Below are 18,961 nucleotides of genomic sequence, written 5' to 3' on the forward strand. Positions count from 1 at the left end.
CTGGGCACCAGGTGTCAGGTAGGAACGCGCCACCCCGACCCGGTTGCCCCAAGGACATTCCCCAGGGTGCACCAGGGCGGCCGGGGCGGGTAGCGCGGCAACTTGCAGGCACACGAAGGGATCTGTATCGCCCATGTACGCAGCATCGTCCTCCGTGTCCGCTCCGCCCCGGTCGCTGCACCCCCGCCCGGGCGGCGGCGGCCCTTACCTCGACCCCGCGCGCCAGGCGGCGGCCCCTGTGCTCGGTGCCGGCAGGACACGGCGCGTTCCGGGGCTCGGCACCCAACCGCTCAGCGGGAGACTCGACTTGTCCGGCCCCCAGGGCGCGCAGCTGCGCACGGCGATCGCGTCGGTGCACCGGATCTGCCCGGAGTTCGCTCCGGTCCAGGTGCTGCGCCGCAGCGGACGCTCCGTGCTCCTCGTCGGTACGACGGGGCGCAGCACGGCCGTCGCCAAGTGTTTACTGGACCACTCCCCCATCTGGACCGAGCGGATCCGGAATGAAATAGCTGCCTACCGCTCGTTCGTGCGGCACCGGCCGCCGGTGCGGGTGCCCCGGCTGATCGCGGCGGATCCGGACAACTGCACGCTGGTGATCGAGCGGATGCCGGGCCGGGTGGCCGCTCTGCAGCGGCATCCGGCGGAGGCCCCACCCCGCGCGGACATCCGGGCGGCGCTGGGCGCGATCTGCCGGCTGAACGCGTGGCGGCCGCCGGCGGGGACGTTCGACGCCCCGCTGGACTACGCGGAGCGGATCTCCCGTTTCCATGAGCTGGGTCTGCTCACGGACCGGGACATGGGTGATCTGCAGAAACTGGTACACGGCATCGCTCACTCGGCGGGCCGGCAGGGCATGGGCCAGTTCTGTCACGGCGACGCACTCCTGTCGAACATCCTTCTCTCACCGGCCGGTCCAGTGCTGGTGGACTGGGAGCACGCGGGCTGGTATCTGCCGGGGTACGACCTGGCGACGCTGTGGGCGGTCCTCGGGGATGCCCCCGTGGCCCGACGGCAGATCAGCCAGCTGGCGCAGTCGGCGGGGCCCGCGGCGCGCGACGCCTTCCTGGTGAACCTGATGCTCGTCCTCACCAGGGAGATCCGTACGTACGAGACGGCCCTGCAGCGTTCGATGCACGACACGACCCCGGCGGCATCGGGACCGGCCCACCCGGGTGCTGCGCCGTCCGGCGAGGAACAGCGGCTGCTGCTGAGGCGGCTGCATGACGACTGCCAGTTGGCCCGTCGGGCCGTTCGAGCGGCGGTCGGCACTCGCTGACGGGGACGGAGGTCCGCGGTTGCGCCAGGGACAGGGGCGCACCGCGGACCTTCGTCGTGTCCGGCGGCCCCAGCCCGCGAGCGTGTCGCAGGCGTCCCCCATTCGGGTCATTGGTCCACTCCACTGACGCCCCGCAGGCCGGGTGACCGCCGCCACGAAAACCCCTTCACCCGCTATTGACGTGGGAAATCGCCTGTCTCTGGGCATGATTGACGGATCGTCGGAGAGCCGGTACCACTGACGCACGATCGGCCCCCGCACGCCCCATCGCGCTCGACCGTCCCAGGAGGCTGCATTGCGAGCATCCGCCACCGACCCCAACGCCACCGCCGGGCACAGACGCGGGCGCAGGACCGCGGGAGCCATCGCCTCCGCGGCACTGCTCCTGCCGTTGCTCGGCGCGGCGCCGTCCAGCACCGCCGCGCAGGCCCCCTCCGCGCAGTTGCAGCGGGCCTTCGCCGATGCGGCAGCCGAGTACCACGTGCCGCAGAGCGTCCTTCTCGCCGTCTCCTATCTGCAGTCCCGCTGGGACGCGCACGCCGGTGCCCCGAGCGTCAGCGGCGGCTACGGCCCGATGCACCTCACCGACGCCCGTACGGCGATCGTCGAGGCACCGCACCACAGCGAAGGCACGGAGGACGCCCGCGGCGACAGCTCACGTGCGGCCCTCCTTCCCGACGCGAAGGTTCCGGAGAACTCCGAACTCCCGGCCCGGCTCAAGACATTGACGAAGGCTGCCGAACTCACCGGCCTCTCGGCGGAGCGGCTGCGTACGGACGCCGCCGCGAACATCGAAGGCGGCGCCGCGCTCCTCGCCACCGCGCAGCAGGACCTCGGCGAGCCGCTGAGCGATGACGCGGCCGACTGGTACGGGGCCGTGGCACGCTTCTCGGGCGCGGACGACAGCGCGACGGCGGCGACGTACGCCGATGACGTGTACGACGTGATCCACGAGGGCGAGGAACGCTTCACCGACACCGGACAGCAGGTGGCACTCGCCGCCCAGCCCGAGGTGAGCCCGGACACGGCACAGCTCCGGCGGGCGGGACTGCGTGCGGCCTCTGCCGCCGGCACCGAGTGTCCGGACAGCGTGGCCTGCGAGTGGGTTCCGGCTCCGTACGAGGAGTTCGGCGAGGGCGACTACGGGAACCACGACCTCGGCGACCGGCCCGCCTCGCAGAGCATCAAGTACATCGTCATCCATGACACGGAGGGCACCTGGGACGGCGTCCTGAAGCTGGTCCAGGATCCGACCTATGTGTCGTGGAACTACACCCTGCGCTCGACCGACGGTCACATTGCCCAGCATGTGAAGGCCAAGGACGTCGCCTGGCACGCGGGCAACTGGTACATCAACGCCAAGTCGATCGGCCTGGAGCACGAGGGCTTCCTCGCCTCGCCGGACGCCTGGTACACGGAGGAGATGTACCAGGTCTCGGCGCGGCTGGTGAAGTACCTCTCCAAGAAGTACGCCATTCCGCTGGACCGGCAGCACATCATCGGACACGACAACGTGGCCGGCCCGACGACGTCGACCATCCCCGGCATGCACACGGACCCGGGCCCGTACTGGGACTGGCAGCACTACTTCACGCTGCTGGGGCACCCCTTCCACGGCGCCACGAAGCAGGGCGGCGGGCTGGTGACCGTGCTGCCCGACTTCGACAAGAACCAGCCGGTGTACACGGGCTGTGTCACCAAGGACGAGCCCTGCGCGGCACACGGCTCCAGCGAGGTGCGGCTCTACTCCCAGCCGGACGAGACCTCACCCCTCATCAAGGACATCGGTCTGTACCCCAAGGGCGACGCCTCGACGATCGACGTGAACGACGTCGCCTCGCGTGTCTCCACGGGGCAGCAGTACGCGGTCGCCGGCCGCGACGGCGACTGGACGGCGATCTGGTACCTGGGGCAGAAGGCCTGGTTCAAGAACCCGGAGAAGCAGCCGACGGCGGTGAACGCGTCGGGCTTGGTCATCACGCCCAAGGACGGTCTCCAGGAGATCCCCGTCTACGGTCGTGCCTACCCGGAGAAGGGGGCCTACCCGACGGGTGTGCCCGTCCAGTCGGTCTCGCCCCTGCCCTACCAACTCCTCGCGGGCCAGGAGTACGCGGTCGGCGACAAGGTGCCGGGCGAGTACTTCTACGCGCCGACCTTCGACACGGCACCGCACAAGGTCGTGATCGGCACGGACATGTACTACGAGATCCAGTTCGGGCATCGGGTGGCGTTCGTGCGGGCCGCGGATGTGAAGGTGATGCCGTCGCACTCGTAAGGGCGGACCCGATCCGCGTACGACGGGCCCGGGTTCAGGAGGCCTTCGGCTCCTGAACCCGGGCCCGATGTCACGAAATCCGACAACAACCTGCCATCCGGCGGGGCGCGCTGATCCCGTTGTCCCGACCGAACGTGCTTCTCGCCCGACCACCGGACCCCAGGAGCAGACGATGACCTCCGCCGGAGAGTCGTCCCGCACCCGGACCGTCGTCGCCAACCTCGCGCTGTCCCTCGACGGGCGGGTCGCCGGCCCCGTCGGCGCGTACGACATGAGCCGGATCGTGCCGCACGCCGTCAGCGACGGCTCCCGCTCTCATATGGTGCACGTCACGGGTGCGGCCACGACGGCGCTGCTCGGTCGCAAGAACTTCGAGGGCTTCGCGGGCTTCTGGCCCGCCGTGGCCGCCGACGCCGACCCGCGCGACCGCACGTTCGCGCGCTGGCTCAACGAGGTCGAGAAGGTCGTCTTCTCCAGGACGCTGGAGCAGGTGGACTGGGACAACGCGCGCCTCGCCACCGCGGACCCTGGCGCCACCGTCAAGCAACTGCGGCAGCAGGCGGGCGGCGACATCATCGTGCTCGCCGGCGCCGACGTCATCCGGCAACTGCTCGAGGCCGGGGAGCTGGACCGCCTCAGCATCACCTTGTGCCCGGAGCTCGTCGGCGGCGGCGAACGCCTGTTCACCGACGGCTCGACCGCGTCCTCATCCTGGTCGCTGACCTCCACGAGCGTCACGGACACGGGCGCTATCCGCCTCCTGTACGACCGGAGCCGCGCCGGCCGGCACGCCGGACGCCCGTCACACATACGAAGGACGGCTGCCTCAACCCTGCTGGAAGAGCTCCGCGGGCAGGGGCTTCAGCAGCGTGTAGAGGTCGTCGGTGATGGGGCGGTCCCAGGCGGCGATGGTCACCAGGACATTGTCGCTGCGGTCGAACTGGACGCACGAGATACGGGTCTCGGAGAGCTTGAGACGGCGCACGATCAGGAGGTTGTCGCCCTGCATCACCGGCATGTCCTCGGTCCCGGTGACGGTGACCTCCTCGTCGTTCTCCAGCGCGAGCAGCAGCTGGGCCACCTCGAAGGGGACCTCGCCCTCGGCGACGTCACGGGCCGGGGAGCCCTCCGGCAGATTGCCGATGATCATCGCGGGGCCACGGCCGCCGAACAGGTCATAACGCAGGAAGACGCCCTGGCAGCTGCCGTCGGGGGCGGGCAGCAGGCCCGCGCCGAGATTGCCCGGCCAGTCGCCCGGATCCATGGCCAGAACATCGAAGTCGGGCCCGGCGGGCGTGGCGCTGCGGCGGCGGAGGAAGGACATGCCGCAATGGTACGTGCACGGGCGCGAACCGGGCCCCAGGGGCGCCCCGTCCGAGCGCTCGGGGAGACGGCTGCGCCCCCGTGTCCGGACAGCCGGACCTCAGCTATTGCGCCACTTGTCCGCCCAGTGCGGAGTCGAGTCCCGTGCGGTCCGTGCCCACCTTCCGGTACACAGCCGACAGCAGGCGCACGACGGTCGGCTCGTCGGTGTGGAGTTCGTCGGCGATCTCGGCCGTGCCGCGGCCCCGGACGGTGAGGCCGGCGGCGGCGCGCTCGCGGGCCGTCAGTGTGTCCGTCTCGGTGCTGTGCAGCCGACGCGGTCGCAGTCCGGCGGCGGCCAGCTCGTCGCGGGCTTCTTCGACGAGCCCGTCGGCCGCGCACTGGACGGCCGCGTCGAGCCCCCGGTAGAGGTGTTCGGCGGCTTCCTTCGGGCGTCCGACGCGGCGCAGTTCGGTGCCGAGCGCGACCAGGGCGCAGGCGAGCTCGTACGCGGCCGGGGAGCGTTCCAGATGCCCGACGGACTCTTCGAGGAACTTGACCCGGGCCGAGCCGGAGGAGACATCCGCGGCGGCGCGCAGTGCCTGGCCGATCGCGGAGGGCGTGCCGTACTGGCGGGCGCGGTTCACCGCTTCGAGTGCCGTGGTGACGGCGCGCTCCGGGGCGTCGTGGCTCTCGGCACGGGCGAGGTGGAGCTGCCAGGGGCACCAGGCGGGGTTGCGCATGCCGCGCGGGTCGAGGCGGCGCCCGGCCGCGGCCAGCTCGGCGGCGGCGTCCTTGGTGAGACCGCGGGCGAGCAGCAGCTCGCCGTGCACGGTCTGGACGTCGGGGAAGGTCACGGCGGCCGGGAAGGGTGCCCCGAACGCGTAGTCCTCGCCGGTCTGCGCGGCCTCGGTGATCCGGCCGCGGGCGAGCAGGATCTCGATGAGGATGCCGACGGCGTACCAGTGAACGGGGGTGCCTGGTCCCACGCGCTCGGCGAGCCGCAGGCCCGCTCGGACGAAGTCCTCGGCCTCGGCGAGGCGGCCGCGGCGGTAGCGCAGGTACCCGAGCAGCGTGTAGCCGAAGGAGAGGTGCGCGCCGTGCCAGCCCTGCGCCTCGAAGTCGGCGATTCCGGTGGCGAACAACTCTTCTGTGCGCCCCGGCCGGTCCGCGTACATGAACGTGAGCGCGACCAGGACGGGCACCTCGAAGCCGCGGTCGGCCTCGGCCCAGCCGAAGCCTCCGGCGAGGGCGCGTTCGGCGTGGTGGAGGGCGATGTGGGCGGGTTCGCCGCGCAGGGTGGCGTCCCAGGCACGCAGACCGATGACGTAGCGCTCGGTGAGTTCACGGCCGGTGAGCCGGTCGGCGAGGCGGGCCAGCCGGCGGGAGCGGGCGGGCGAGTCGGGTTCGTCGGCGCGGAACGCGTCCCACATGAACTGCTCGGACTGCATGCGCAGCCGTACCCGGGCGTCGCCGGTCACGCGGATCTCGCGGGCGAGCGTCTCCGAGGCCTCGGCGAGGCGGTCGCTGTGGGCGAGGACCTGGGAGAGGCGGTAGACGATGTGGTGGCGCAGTTCCGGAGCGGCGATGGGTTCCTCGAGGGCGGCGCGCAGATGGTTGACCGTGGTCGCCGGTTCGGTGAGCAGGGAGGCGCAGCCCAGTTCGTACAGGACGGTGGCCCGGTCCTCGAAGGGCGGCGGTTCACGCAGGGCGCGGGCGAGATAGCGGCGGGCGGCGTCGGGTGCGCCGGCGCGGAGTGTCTCGCGGGCGGCGGCGCGCAACTGCTGGACGATCCAGGCGTCGCCGTCGGGGTGCGTCTCCAGGAGGTGGCGTGCGGCAGCGGACGGGCCGAGGCCTTCGTCGACGACACACCAGGCGGCCTGGCCGTGCAGCGCGACGCGGACGCCGCCGGGGATGGCGCGGTAGACCGCGGTGGCGATGAGGGGGTGGACGAACTCCAGGATGTCGGCGCCGGTGAGGATACGGGCGCCGCGCAGGGCGTCAGCCGCGTCGGCGGCCTCCTCGGAGCCGAGGCCCGCGACGGCGGCGGCGAGCGTCGGATGGATCTCGGTGCCGAGCACCGCGCAGGCCCAGGCGAAGCGGACGGTCGACGGGCCGAGGCGTTCGAGACGGGCGATCAGCCCGCTGCCCTTGACGGCGGCCGCCAGGTCGCGCAGCAGGTGCGCTCCGGCCTCCGTCGGGATCAGTCCGCGGTCGCGCACCTTCGCGGTCAGCTCGACGGCCTCGAAGGGGTTGCCCGCGGTGACCGCCCAGCACTCTCGGCAGAACGCGTCGTCGGCCTGGGTGCCGAGATCTTCCCGTACGAGACGGGCGACGGCCGCCGCGCTGAGCGGTTCGAGGTCGATGGGGCGCTGGCCCGCGCGCCCGGGCAGGCCCCTGAACGTCTCGGCGTGGTCGGGGAGTTCGTCGGGCCGGTAGGCGACGACGAGCAGCAGCGGGAGTTCCTCGGCGCGCGGCGCGAACGCGGCAAGCCAGCTGAGCGACTCCGGGTCGGCCCAGTGCGCGTCGTCGAGGACGAGCACCATCGGGGCGCGCTGCACCGCGAGATGCGTGAGCACCCAGTCGAGGCCGTCGCGCAGCCCCTGCTGGTCGGGCGGGGCGCCCTCGGCCGGCGCGCAAAGGCCCAGCGCGGGGCCGATGATCGCGTACCAACTCCCGAGCTGGGATCGGAGTTCGGGCTCCGGGGATCCGGCGAGCTGCGGCTGCAGGAGCTGGCGGGCGACGTGGAAGGCGACGCGTTGCTCCTGGTCGCCACCGCGCGCGGACAGCACGGTGCAGCCCTTGGCCGCGGCGCGGCGGCGCACTTCGGCGAGGAGGGTGGTCTTGCCGATTCCGGCACGGCCGGCGAAGGCGAGAAGCGCGCCGCGGGGGCGCTCGGGTGGCTCGCCACCGTCCCTGTTCAGTCCGGTGAGCTCGCTCAACGCGTCCTCGGCAGCGGCGAGTTCACTCTCGCGCTCGAAGAGCGTCCGTCGACTCCGTAGGCTGCGCTGGCCCATGATGCACCCCCTGCCACGGTGGTGCAGCCGGCGCGGGGAGCAGGTGCGCACCGTGACCTACAGGCACCTCAGCGTACGCCCGGAGCGGGCCGACGGTGCCCACTCGACCACTTCTGACCGGAACAGTCGGACATCGACTTGCGGACTATGCGGACTTCTTGTGCCGCTCGTGGTGACGGGCGACCCTGGCGCGGTTTCCGCACGACGGTTTGCACCACTCCTGGCGCGGGTGCTCCTTGATGAAGTACCGCACGCAGCGCGGCGCGTGACAGGCGCGCAGACGTCGTCGGCCGGGACTCGCGAGGAAGGCCGTCGCGGCGTGGGCGAGGACGGCCGTGAGCGGAATGTCCCCGCTCGGGGCCTCCTCGCGTACGACAGGGTCGGCGCCCTCGTCCCATACGAGCACGGGAACGGTCGCGGCGAGCCCGGCCGCCGCGTTGAGTCGCTCCACGGCCTGGGGCACGGGAAGCAGTCGGGCGGCGTCGGCCGTGCTCGGCTCGCCCGGGCGTACGGCGCGGGCGAAGAGGGCACGGACGGCGGCGCGGAGGTCACGGACAGCGGTGAGCGTGGCCGGATCGGCAACGAAACGGCCGGCTCCGGACAGCGTGTCGCGGTGCGCGTGGACCCAGGCGGTCAGCCCCGCGGGCTCGGCGAGATCGTCGGCGACACCGCCGTGTCCGTCGTGCCGGATGGTCAGGGCGAGGTCCAGGGCGAGGCGGGCATCCCCGCTGATCGAGTCCTCCATGGCGCTAATGATAGGTTCATCGATTTCCATTAGCGCAGGAGGAGGTCGCTCACTCCTCGGCGGCCGTCGGCGGCACCACCGCGACCGGGCTCGCCGCGTGCAGGAGTACGGCCTGGGCGACCGAGCCGATCATGCGGGCGGGCGCGAGGAGGCGGCGGCGGTGCCGGCCCACGACCAGGAGTTCGGCGTTTTTCGAGGCCTCGACGAGGTGGCCGGCCGCGTCTCCCGGCGGCACGTGGAGATCGACCTGGAGATCGGGGTGTCGTGCGCGGTGCGGGGCGACGAAACCGTCGGCCAGAGTCCGGGTCTCGCCCTCCACCGCACTCTGGTCGAGGGTGGCGGGGGCGAAGTCACCGGGCACGGCCCACGTCGGGTCCGGCCAGGTGTACGCGGCGACCACCTGGACACGGGCGGCGCGCAGGGCGGCCTCCTCGAAAGCGAAGGCGAGCGTGGCCTGGTCGGGGCTGTCCACGTGAAGACCTGCGACGACACGCGGCCCCGGTGCGACGGGGGGTGCGTCGGGCACCTCGCGTCCGGGGCGCGGTACCACGACCACCGGGCAATCGGCGTCCCGCGCTGCGGCCATCCCGCTGGAGCCGAGCAGCAGGCCGACGAAGCCACCGCGACCCCGGGAGCCGAGCACCAACAACTGTGCTGCGGAGCCGAGTTCGGGTAGTACTGCGCCCGGGGCTCCCTCAAGAGCGACATACTCGGTCGCCGGCAGGTCGGACCGGCCCGCCAGGTGGGTGCGCACCCGCTCGAGTACATGATCGTCGGCCGGATCCGGTGGTCCGGCGACCAGGACGTCCGGCTGCCCCCAAGGCGCGTACTGCCGCACATGGACCACACGCAGCGGCGCACGGCGCATCCGGGCAGCCGTGAGTGCCCAGTCCAGGGCGCGCAGGCCGTCGTCCGATCCGTCGACCGCCGCGATGACCGGCAGGGTGCTCATGGAATCCTCGTCTTCGGCACGCCATTGATCTTCCTCGGGCCAGCCTGACTCAAGGACAGCCACATGACGGGCCGATAGGGCGTGTGTCCGGAAACCCGGAGGATTTCCTCGCCGGTGCGGACGGTGGGGCAGAGGGCGCGGTCGGTCCGCACGGCGGCCGGACGTCGCGGTCACAGGACCGCGCGACCTACCGCCGCCGGGCAGGGCTGCCGAGGCACAGCCCGAGTACGCCGCCCCTCCCCCGTACGCGGGAGGCGGGGCGGCCCGACCGCTGTCGGCTCAGGTCAGATCGAACTCGCCCTCGCGGGCCCCCGATACGAACGCGCCCCACTCCGCGGGTGTGAAGATCAGGGAAGGGCTCTGGGGCCGGCCACTGTTGCGCATCGCGATGAAGCCCTCGACAAAGGCGATCTGGACGTCTCCCCGCCCTCGGCTGCTGGACTGCCAATCGGCGTTGCTGAGGTCCAGCTCCGGCTTGTCCCAGCCCGCGAGCGGGTGCTGCTCGATGGTGCTTTCGGCCACGTCCGTGCTCCTCCCGGTTCGTCGTCCGCGGCCAGCCTAGCGATCGGTTCGGGCGGCGGACAGGCCACGTGAGAAGGACGGCTTCAGGAGGCGGGCGGCGCGGACCCGACCAGCCACATGGAGAAGAACTGGGATCCGCCGCCATAGGCGTGTCCCAGCACCCTGCGAGCGCCGTCCACCTGGTGTTCTCCGGCCTGCCCACGCACCTGAAGTGCCGCTTCGGCGAAGCGGATCATGCCCGAGGCACCGATCGGATTGGTGGAGAGGACCCCGCCCGACATGTTGACGGGCAGGTCTCCGTCCAGTTCCGTCACCCCGGACTCGGTGAGCTTCCAGCCCTCGCCCTCCTCGGCGAAACCGAGGTTCTCCAGCCACATCGGCTCGTACCAGGAGAACGGCACGTACATCTCGACGGCGTCGATGTCACGGCGCGGGTCCGCGATGCCGGCCTGCCGGTACACGTCGGCCGCGCAGTCCTTGCCCGCCTGCGGCGAGACGAAGTCCTTGCCCGCGAAGAGGGTGGGTTCACTGCGCATCGCGCCGCCGTGCAGCCACGCGGGCGGCCGCGGCGAACGGGCCGCCCCCGCACGGTCGGTGAGGATCATCGCGCAGGCCCCGTCCGAGGACGGGCAGGTCTCCGAATAGCGGATCGGGTCCCACAGCATGGGCGAGGCCTGGACCTTCTCCAGCGTGATGTCGTGCTCGTGGAGATGCGCGTAGGGGTTCTTCAGCGCGTTGCGGCGGTCCTTGTACGCGACGAGCGAGCCGACCGCGTCGGGTGCGCCGGTGCGCCGCATGTACGCGCGCACGTGCGGCGCGAAGAAGCCGCCGGCTCCGGCCAGCAGCGGCTGCTGGAAGGGGATCGGCAGCGACAGGCCCCACATGGCGTTCGACTCGGACTGCTTCTCGTAGGCCAGGGTCAGGACGGTGCCGTGGACGCGTCCCGCGATGAGGTTCGTGGCGACCAGGGCGGTCGATCCTCCGACGGAGCCCGCCGTGTGCACCCGCAGCATCGGCTTGCCGACCGCGCCGAGCGCGTCCGCGAGATACAGCTCGGGCATCATGGCGCCCTCGAAGAAGTCGGGCGCCTTGCCGATCACGACGGCATCGATGTCGGCCCAGGTCAACTCTGCGTCATCCAGGGCGCGTTGGGCCGCCTCGCGGACCAGTCCCGCGATGGACACGTCCCGGCGGGCCGCCACGTGCTTGGTCTGGCCGATGCCAACGACGGCCACGGTCTCCTTGCTCATCGGGCATCCCCTTCGAGTACGGCGACCAGGTTCTGTTGGAGGCAGGGGCCTGAAGTGGCGTGCGCGAGCGCCCGGTCGGATTCGCCCCGGTGGATGCGTGCGGCGGCCTCACCGAGGCGGATCAGCCCGGCCGCCATCACCGGGTTGGCGGCGAGCGCGCCCCCGGAGGGGTTGACCGTCACGCTCTCGTCGAGCCGCAGCGCCTTGCGCAGGACCACTTCCTGGGAGGTGAAGGGGGCGTGCAACTCGGCCGTGTCGACGGGACGTTCGAAGACTCCCGCCTTCTCCGCGGCCAGGCGCGTGGACGGCGAGTCGGTCAGATCACGGACGCCGAGGCCGTGCGCCTCGATGCGGTGGTCGATGCCCCGGATCCAGGCGGGCCGTTCGCACAGCTCGCGGGCCCGCTCACCCGCCGCGAGGATCACGGCGGCGGCACCGTCGCCGATGGGCGGGCAGTCACCGGTACGCAGGGGACGTACGAGGTAATCGCCTTGAGCCACCGAACCACGCAGCTGCGCGTGGGAGTTGGCGGACGCCGAGGCACGGCTGCGGGCTGCGACGGAGGCAAGAGCGGGCTCGTCGGTCTCGCCCGCGTCGATCAGCGCCTGGGCCTGAAGCGCCGCGAGCGCGACGGAATCCGGCCACAGGGGTGCCACGTAGTACGGGTCGAGCTGCCGGGTCAGAACGTCCCGCACGGAACCGGGCGAGGACTTGCCGTACGCGTACACGAGCGCGGTGTCGACCTCCCCGGTGAGCAGCTTCGTCCATGCCTCGTACAGTGCCCATGCGCCGTCCATCTCCACGTGCGACTCGGAGATCGGCGGCCAGGCGCCCACCCCGTCGAGCGCCATCGTGAAGGAGAAGGCGCGGCCCGCGAGATAGTCCGTGGAACCGGAGCAGGTGAAGCCGATGTCTCTGGTCTTCAGACCCGTCCGGTCGAGGACGTCGTGCAGGACCGGGATGAGCATCTCCACCTCGGAGAGCTCGTCACTGGTGCGCCGGTGGTCGGTCTGCGCGAAGGCGACGACAGCGATGTCCCTGATGGGCGGCATCTACAACAGCTCCTTGTACGTCTCGTAGTCCGCGTCGGGTTCGCCGGTGGGCCGGTAGTGATCCGGGTAGCGGCCGCCTTGCGTCCACACCGGCTCCACGCGCAGGCCCATGCGCACCTCGTCGTAGGAAATGCCGCCGATCCGGCCGTGCAGCGCGAGGTCGGCACCGTCGAGGGCGATGTGCGCGTAGACGTACGGCACTTCGATGTCGAGGTTCTTCGCCTTGATGTTGACGATGCAGTACGTGGTGACCGTGCCGCGCGGCCCCACCTCGACCTGTTCGGATGTGGCGACACCGCAGGTGGGGCAGGCACCTCTCGGCGGGACGTACACCTTGCGGCAGGACGGGCAGCGCTCGCCGACGGTGCGCTGATCGGAGAGGGCGTTGATGTAGCCGGTCTGGGCGCGACCGGGCGAGTAGACGTAGTCGAGGCGGGCGGGGGCCACGATGCCGGTCACCATGTCCTCGAACCGGCCGCTGTGGCCCGTGAGTTCCGCGATGCCCTCGTACGGTTCGAAGCAGGCGATGTCCGTGATGGCACCGGAGCGCTCCTCGGCCCAGCGGATGCGGACGCGCATACCCGTGCGTACGGCGTCGGGGCCAGGAGCGTCGAGGGCGTGCAGGAGGGCGGTGTCGGCACCGTCGAGTTTCACCAGAGCCCAGGCAAAGGGGGTGTCGAGGGGCTGACCTCGGCGGGGTTCATGGTTCCAGGCCCAGGTGGTGACCGTGCCGGTGGGGGCGACCTCGACCAGGTCGCGTATCTCCTCGGCGGTGACCGGGTCGTACTCGACGGGCGGGACAAGGGTGCGGCCGTCCAGGGTCTTCACTCCGAGGACGACGCGCTCGCGCAGGCCGGTGAGGAAGGCGCTCTGGACGGGGCCGAGCGAGCGGGTGAAGGGGAATTCGACGACGAGCGGGGCTTTGAGGACTTCGGGCATCCCGGGTGTCTCCTTCGAAGGGTCGGACACGCCCGTCCCGTAAGAGGTGAGGCGCGCCCGGGCGCGGGCTTCGGATCAGGCGCGCCGGTAGACGGGCGGGCGCTTCTCGGCGAAGGCTCGGGAGCCCTCCTTGGCGTCGGCGGTGTCGAAGATCGGCCAACCGCGCTTGAGCTCGGCGGCGAGCCCGTCGGTCTCGGTCATCTCGGCGGTCTCGTACACCGAGGCCTTCACGGCCTCGACGGCCAGCGGGCCGCAGGCGTTGATCTGCTCGGCTAGGGCGAGGGCCTTGTCCAGCGCGCTGCCGTCGGGGACGACATGGCCGATCAGACCGATGTCGGCGGCCTCCCGGGCCGTGTACGGGCGTCCCGTGAGCAGCATTTCGAGGGCGTGGGTGCGCGGGATCTGGCGTTGCAGCCGGACCGTCGAACCGCCGATCGGGAACAGACCGCGCTTGACCTCGAAGAGCCCGAAGGTCGCAGACTCACCGGCGACCCGGATGTCGGTGCCCTGGAGGATCTCCGTGCCGCCCGCGACGCAGTGCCCTTCGACGGCGGCGATCACCGGCTTGCGGGGCCGGTGGTGGCGCAGCATCGCCTTCCAGTGCACATCGGGGTCGGCCTTGAGCCGGCCCCGGTACTGCTCGCCCGCCATCCCGTTTCCGGCCAGCGCCTTGAGATCCATTCCGGCGCAGAAGGCACCGCCCGCTCCGGTGAGCACGATCGAGCGGATCGCGTCGTCCTCGTCGGCCTCGACCCAGCCGTCGTACAGGCCGACCAGCATCGGCAGCGAGAGCGCGTTCTTGGCCTCGGGCCTGTTGAGCGTGAGTACCAGTGTCGCGCCTTCGCGCTGCACGGTGAGGTGTTCCGTCCCACCCATTGCCGTCCTCCCGTCTCAGGAACGAGAACAGGTTGCAGGAGGGGCGGAGCCAGTACAAGGGTTTTCTGACAGACAGTCAGATTTCTTCTGCCGGGACCCTTCACAGTTGGGTGCGGCTTTGCTCTGATGACCGTCGAGCCGAGTGCAGCCACGGACGTTCGGGATCAGGAGGAGCGGTGGAGTACAACCTTGCCGACCTGTTCGAGTCGGTCGTCGACGTCGTCCCGGGGCGCGAGGCGCTCGTGTACATCGACCATCCCGGCACGGGTGCGGAGCGCCGGCTGACGTACGCCCAGCTGGACGCGGCCGCGAACCGTGTCGCGCACCACCTGATCGACAGCGGCATACGCCCCGGCGAACACCTCGGACTCCACCTGTACAACGGCGTCGAGTACCTGCAGACCGTCCTGGGCTGTCTGAAGGCTCGGATCGTACCGGTCAACGTGAACTACCGCTATGTGGAAGAGGAGTTGGCCTACCTCTACCGGGACGCGGACCTGGTGGCCCTGGTCTTCGACGCGGAGTTCACGTGCCGGGTGGCGGCGGCGCTGCCGCACGCTCCGGCACTGCGGCATGTCGTACGGGTGGGCTCCCCCGCACCCGGTGCGGCCTCGTTGGACGCGGAGGAATTCACGCACGCCGCGGCCGCCGCATCCCCCGAGCGGGGATTCCCGCCGCGCTCGGCGGACGACCAGTTCATCATCTACACCGGTGGCACGACAGGGATGCCGAAGGGTGTGATGTGGCGGCAGGAGGACCTGTTCTTCTCCGGCCTCGGCGGCGGCGCTCCGACCGGCGAGCCGGTCAAGACGCCGCAGGAGCTCGCCGAGCGCGTCGCGGCCGGCGGCGAGGGAATCACCTTCTTCCCCACTCCCCCGCTGATGCACGGCACCTCGACGCTCACCGCCTTCATCGGCTTCAACTTCGGCCAACGCATCGTGATCCACCGCAAGTTCGTACCCGAGGAAGTCCTGCGGACGATCGAGAAGGAGAAGGTCACCAGTGTGTCGCTGGTCGGCGACGCGATGCTGCGACCCTTGATCGACGCGCTGAACGGGCCCATGAAGGGCACCGACTGCTCCTCGATGTTCAGCGTGTCGTCCTCCGGCGCGATCATGTCGGACACGGTGCGCGAGCAGTTCCAGGCGCTGGTCCCGAACGTGATGCTGCTGAACAACTTCGGCTCGTCGGAGTCGGGCTTCAACGGCACCGCGACGGCCGACTCGGGCCCGGCGCGCGGATTCCGGGTGCGCGTCAACTCCCGTACGCAGGTGGTGGATCCTGTCACGTACGAGCCCGTCGCCGTCGGCGAGCCCGGCCGCATCGCCCAGCGCGGCCATGTGCCCCTCGGCTACTACAACGACCCCAAGAAGACCGCCGAGACCTTCTTCCAGAAGGGCGACGAGCGCTGGGTGCTCCTCGGCGACATGGCCACGGTCGACGAGGAGGGCATCGTCACCGTCCTCGGCCGCGGCTCCCAGTGCATCAACACCGGCGGCGAGAAGGTCTATCCGGAAGAGGTCGAGCAGGCCCTCAAGTCGCATCCGGACGTGTACGACGCCTTGGTCGCCGGGGTACCCGACGAGACGTGGGGCAACCACGTCGCCGCGGTCGTCCAGCTCCGCGAGGGCGCGGGCCACCCGTCCCTGGAGGACATCCAGAGCCACTGCCGCACCCACCTCGCGGGCTACAAGATTCCCCGCCAACTCGTCATCACGGACACCATCCAGCGCTCGCCGAGCGGGAAGGCGGACTACCGGTGGGCTCGGACGGTGGCGACGGAGGCGTCTCAGTGACCACCGGAGCGGGGCACGCTGTGCAATGCCCGTTGCTCACGGGTCTGCCGCAGGGCCATCAGCTGGGTAATTCTTCTCGTCGTGGGCTTCGTCACCGGGGCGCGCCGGCTGGCTGGGGCCCGTCAGTCGCGGCTTGGCGATCGGCTGCCCCGAATGCCTGTACGTGCTCTGCGTCCTCATGTACTGCTGGGTCGCGTGGGCGACGACGGACGGGAGGACGTCGGTGAACGCCTTCAGCGTGGGCACGCCATTGACCGCGTTCCCTTGGTCGGTCTGTCGGCACCGGTCCAGAGTCTGAGGCAGAGTCCGTTCCAGATCCTCGACGAGCTCGCGGCCCTCGTCACCGAAACCCTGGGGGTCGGTCCGGTCCCAGGGGACGATCACGCTGACCCAGGGTCGGGGTCCGGCGTCGAACTGCTGAAGTCTGCGCCGCCGTTCCTCGTCGGTGAGCGCCCACCTGTCGAGGAGAAGAATCTCCGGCGCCGATCCCACGCCTGCCCTTGCGGACTCCTCGTCCGTCACCTCCTCGTCGTCGAACGAGGAGACGGTGACCCGGTAGTCCAGTGACCGGATGAGTTCCTCGGCGAGCGCGGGCAGAGGACGGGTCGACTCCGAGTGATAGGGGTTCCAGTCCTGAGCGTCGTCACCGTACGGACGTACGTCGCGGTGCTCGGGAACGCTCTCGCGTGTGGGCGCCACCACGGTCAGATGGATGCGTCGGGGTCCCTCACCGCGTGGCTTGAACGCGCTCGGCGTGCTCTCGAAGCGGCGGGGTGCGCTGGGCGGTAGCGGCGACTCCTGGGCCACCTGCACGATCCGCTGGGCCAGCTTGAGCACCGCTTCCTCGTACTCGTCACGCAGCCGGTTGAGCTTGATCATTCCGTAGAGCCCATCGGTCGTGTAACGCTCGCCGAATGCCGCGTGATCCACGTGAAGATGTTTTACGGAGTCAGGGAGTTGGTAGTAGTCCACACGCGTCCACAGCGCCGGGACGATGGCGGGAAAATCAGGGAAGCCGGCGGCCCGCGCCTGCACAATGCGTTCGTTGAACGCGAACCACTCACGGCCGCAACTTTCACTCGTGAAGTATCGCGGGGAGAACAGCGGCACGAACACCCGGCACGTCGCCAGATTCTCACTGAGCTTTTCCGGCCATCCCTCACCCGAGCGCAGCTCCCGGTCCATGAAACCCGCGGGCGCGCCACGCGGAAGATCCGTGAGCGCCATGATGTGGTCGCACAGATCCCTGAAGAGGACGTGCACCCAGTGGTCCGGATCACTTTCGCCGGGCCCCCAGGTGGGCGTATGTGCATAACTGAGGAAGAAATACGGCTGGTTGACCGACTCCGGCTCAGGTGCCTGACCCCACTCCTGCTCCGGCGCAGACGCCTGACCCCACTCCTGCTCCGGCGCAGACGCCTGACCCCGCTCCGGGTCGGGCTCGGGCTCCGGCTCCGGCTCCGGCTCCGGCTCCGGCTCCGGCTCCGGCTCCGACGGGAGTTCGACGTCTACTGCCACCGCCCTGTGTTCCGGCCGCCGTCCACCGGCTACCACCCCGTCATCCGCCGACAGACCCAGCAGCTCCAGCGTCCGCTGCGACGCCTGCCCGAACGCCTGGAGCTCTGCGGGCAGATCGACCTGGCCGTCGGGATCGTGAGCCACCGCGAGCAGTTGTCCACGCCGGTTCTCCTGAGCCGACACATGGCGGCTCAGTGCCCGGTTGATCCGCCATACGTCGTGTTCCGCCAGGTCCTGTCGCAGCCGGCGCTGCACCGGTTGCGACAGGCCCAGTTCGACCTTTCCCCCTTCGTCCACCTCGAGCGAGAAGAGCCCGCTGGTGAGAAGTTCGGCGACATCGGCCACCGTCGACTCGGGTACCAGCTCCTGCCGGATGAGGTGCAGCAGTCGCATGCTCAGACGGTCGAAGGTGGAGCACAGGACCGCCAGACGCGCCGCCGAGGGTGAAGCGGTGCGCAGGAAGCCCTCCGAGGTCATGGCTCCAGAGCTTCCCCTCACCCGTCCCGCGGGCCGTCCGCTCTGCGGGACCAGCACCGCGCCGCACCCTTCGGGGTCCGCGCGCATCAACGTTCGTGACCAGCGGCCCAGGGAATACGGCGACATCGACAGCACCGGAATGGGCAGCCAGTCGCCTTCCTTGCCGACGGCGTCCTCCTGCGGCAGCAACGGCGGCGGTTCGAAGTCCAGCCGGGAATTGACCGATCCGGGAACACCGTTGGAGACCCGTACCGTCGGCAGGTCGAGGCCTGTTCTGCGCCACAGTTTTGCTGGCAGGGGATTGAGCAGCACGACCGGCGTCGACGAGGCCCACTCGTACAGCTGACGCCACACCTCCGCTTCCCGCCAGCCCGGAGCGGCGCAGTCGGACACGGCCACCACCAGCCGACGCCCCTCGGGTGACCTGAGCTGGCCGGGACTCATCGACCGGCCCTGTCCGTCACGGAGTTCGGGGCTGCCATCCGCGAAACCGAGATCACGCACCTGGAGCGTCCGGAACGCGCCGAGCCGCACCGCGTCGGCCCGCAGGAACTCGTCCTCTCCACGGATGCCCTCCGTGAGTACCTGGACGAGGGCCCGGGAAAAGGCGAGCCGGTACGCCTTCTGCGCGGCGCCTACCGACATGATCACGGAAAGTCGGGCCGTGCCCTCGCGCACCCCACCGTCCGTCTGTGCGAGGTCGGGAATCGCACCGCCGGCATGGCACGTGTCGACGAGGGCGAACACGCCGGGGAGTCCCGGCGTTTTGCAGGACCTGGGTCAGCAGTGCCCCGACGTTCACCGCGGTACCGATCTCGTCGGCGCGGGAGTCGCCGGCCATCAAGTAAAGGGTGGGGTTCAGGCCGGGTGTGATGCCGTGCCCGATGAGGGCGAGGACGAGCACGGCGCCCACCTGCCCCGCGCGTTCGGCGGCGCCCCGGATCGCCGCTTCGATGTGTGCCTG

General features: G+C 70.6%; 13 protein-coding genes and 1 pseudogene. 4 read left to right on the plus strand and 10 right to left on the minus strand.

Translation table 11 applies throughout. The features are described from left to right. Window positions 1–133 precede the first annotated feature (133 nt). The 3 genes and pseudogenes from OG390_RS05055 to OG390_RS05065 form a co-directional block, all read left to right on the plus strand. On the plus strand, window positions 134–1,276 hold the full coding sequence (locus OG390_RS05055) for an aminoglycoside phosphotransferase family protein (protein WP_406165295.1): 1,143 nt from the start codon (window positions 134–136) through the stop codon (window positions 1,274–1,276). Window positions 1,277–1,571: 295 nt separating this feature from the next. Then, window positions 1,572–3,551 (plus strand): N-acetylmuramoyl-L-alanine amidase, encoded by a 1,980-nt coding sequence (locus OG390_RS05060; protein ID WP_406165297.1) that lies wholly within the window; start codon window positions 1,572–1,574, stop codon window positions 3,549–3,551. Window positions 3,552–3,723: 172 nt separating this feature from the next. After that, window positions 3,724–4,287: pseudogene (locus OG390_RS05065) on the plus strand (dihydrofolate reductase family protein); the annotation flags it as partial. 90 nt (window positions 4,288–4,377) lie between these two features. Here the strand turns inward: OG390_RS05065 and OG390_RS05070 are convergent. From OG390_RS05070 to OG390_RS05110, 9 genes are all read right to left on the minus strand, one after another. Next, entirely contained in the window at window positions 4,378–4,875 is a 498-nt protein-coding gene (locus OG390_RS05070) for a hypothetical protein (protein ID WP_399090165.1), read from the minus strand. 103 nt (window positions 4,876–4,978) lie between these two features. Next, window positions 4,979–7,870 carry an ATP-binding protein gene (locus OG390_RS05075; RefSeq protein WP_406165299.1) on the minus strand — a complete coding sequence of 964 codons (2,892 nt, stop codon included), beginning with the start codon at window positions 7,868–7,870 and terminating at the stop codon, window positions 4,979–4,981. 145 nt (window positions 7,871–8,015) lie between these two features. Continuing rightward, window positions 8,016–8,615 (minus strand): CGNR zinc finger domain-containing protein, encoded by a 600-nt coding sequence (locus OG390_RS05080; RefSeq protein WP_406165301.1) that lies wholly within the window; start codon window positions 8,613–8,615, stop codon window positions 8,016–8,018. A 49-nt stretch (window positions 8,616–8,664) separates the two neighbouring features. After that, complete coding sequence (locus OG390_RS05085) at window positions 8,665–9,567, minus strand: universal stress protein (protein WP_406165303.1); 903 nt, start codon at window positions 9,565–9,567, stop codon at window positions 8,665–8,667. Between the two features lie 279 nt (window positions 9,568–9,846). Further along, on the minus strand, window positions 9,847–10,089 hold the full coding sequence (locus tag OG390_RS05090) for a DUF397 domain-containing protein (RefSeq protein ID WP_037615767.1): 243 nt from the start codon (window positions 10,087–10,089) through the stop codon (window positions 9,847–9,849). 83 nt (window positions 10,090–10,172) lie between these two features. After that, window positions 10,173–11,339 carry a thiolase domain-containing protein gene (locus OG390_RS05095; protein ID WP_406165305.1) on the minus strand — a complete coding sequence of 389 codons (1,167 nt, stop codon included), beginning with the start codon at window positions 11,337–11,339 and terminating at the stop codon, window positions 10,173–10,175. After that, window positions 11,336–12,391: a thiolase domain-containing protein gene (locus OG390_RS05100; RefSeq protein WP_406165307.1), complete on the minus strand. Its 1,056-nt coding sequence runs from the start codon at window positions 12,389–12,391 to the stop codon at window positions 11,336–11,338. Before OG390_RS05100 ends, OG390_RS05095 begins: the two co-directional genes overlap by 4 nt. After that, the gene (locus OG390_RS05105; protein ID WP_406165309.1) at window positions 12,392–13,330 is read right to left on the minus strand and encodes a Zn-ribbon domain-containing OB-fold protein; all 939 of its coding nucleotides are present in this window, start codon (window positions 13,328–13,330) and stop codon (window positions 12,392–12,394) included. 75 nt (window positions 13,331–13,405) lie between these two features. Continuing rightward, a complete protein-coding gene (locus OG390_RS05110) occupies window positions 13,406–14,206 on the minus strand; it encodes a crotonase/enoyl-CoA hydratase family protein (protein ID WP_406165311.1) in 801 nt (266 codons plus the stop codon). A 176-nt stretch (window positions 14,207–14,382) separates the two neighbouring features. Here OG390_RS05110 and OG390_RS05115 point away from each other — a divergent pair, with 176 nt between their 5' ends. Then, on the plus strand, window positions 14,383–16,002 hold the full coding sequence (locus tag OG390_RS05115; RefSeq protein ID WP_406165313.1) for an acyl-CoA synthetase: 1,620 nt from the start codon (window positions 14,383–14,385) through the stop codon (window positions 16,000–16,002). Window positions 16,003–16,038: 36 nt separating this feature from the next. Here OG390_RS05115 and OG390_RS05120 read toward each other — a convergent pair whose 3' ends face one another. Next, a complete protein-coding gene (locus OG390_RS05120; protein ID WP_406165315.1) occupies window positions 16,039–18,744 on the minus strand; it encodes a TIR-like protein FxsC in 2,706 nt (901 codons plus the stop codon). Window positions 18,745–18,961: the final 217 nt, after the last annotated feature.

This window comes from Streptomyces sp. NBC_00996 (assembly GCF_045162675.1).
Lineage (GTDB): Bacteria > Actinomycetota > Actinomycetes > Streptomycetales > Streptomycetaceae > Streptomyces.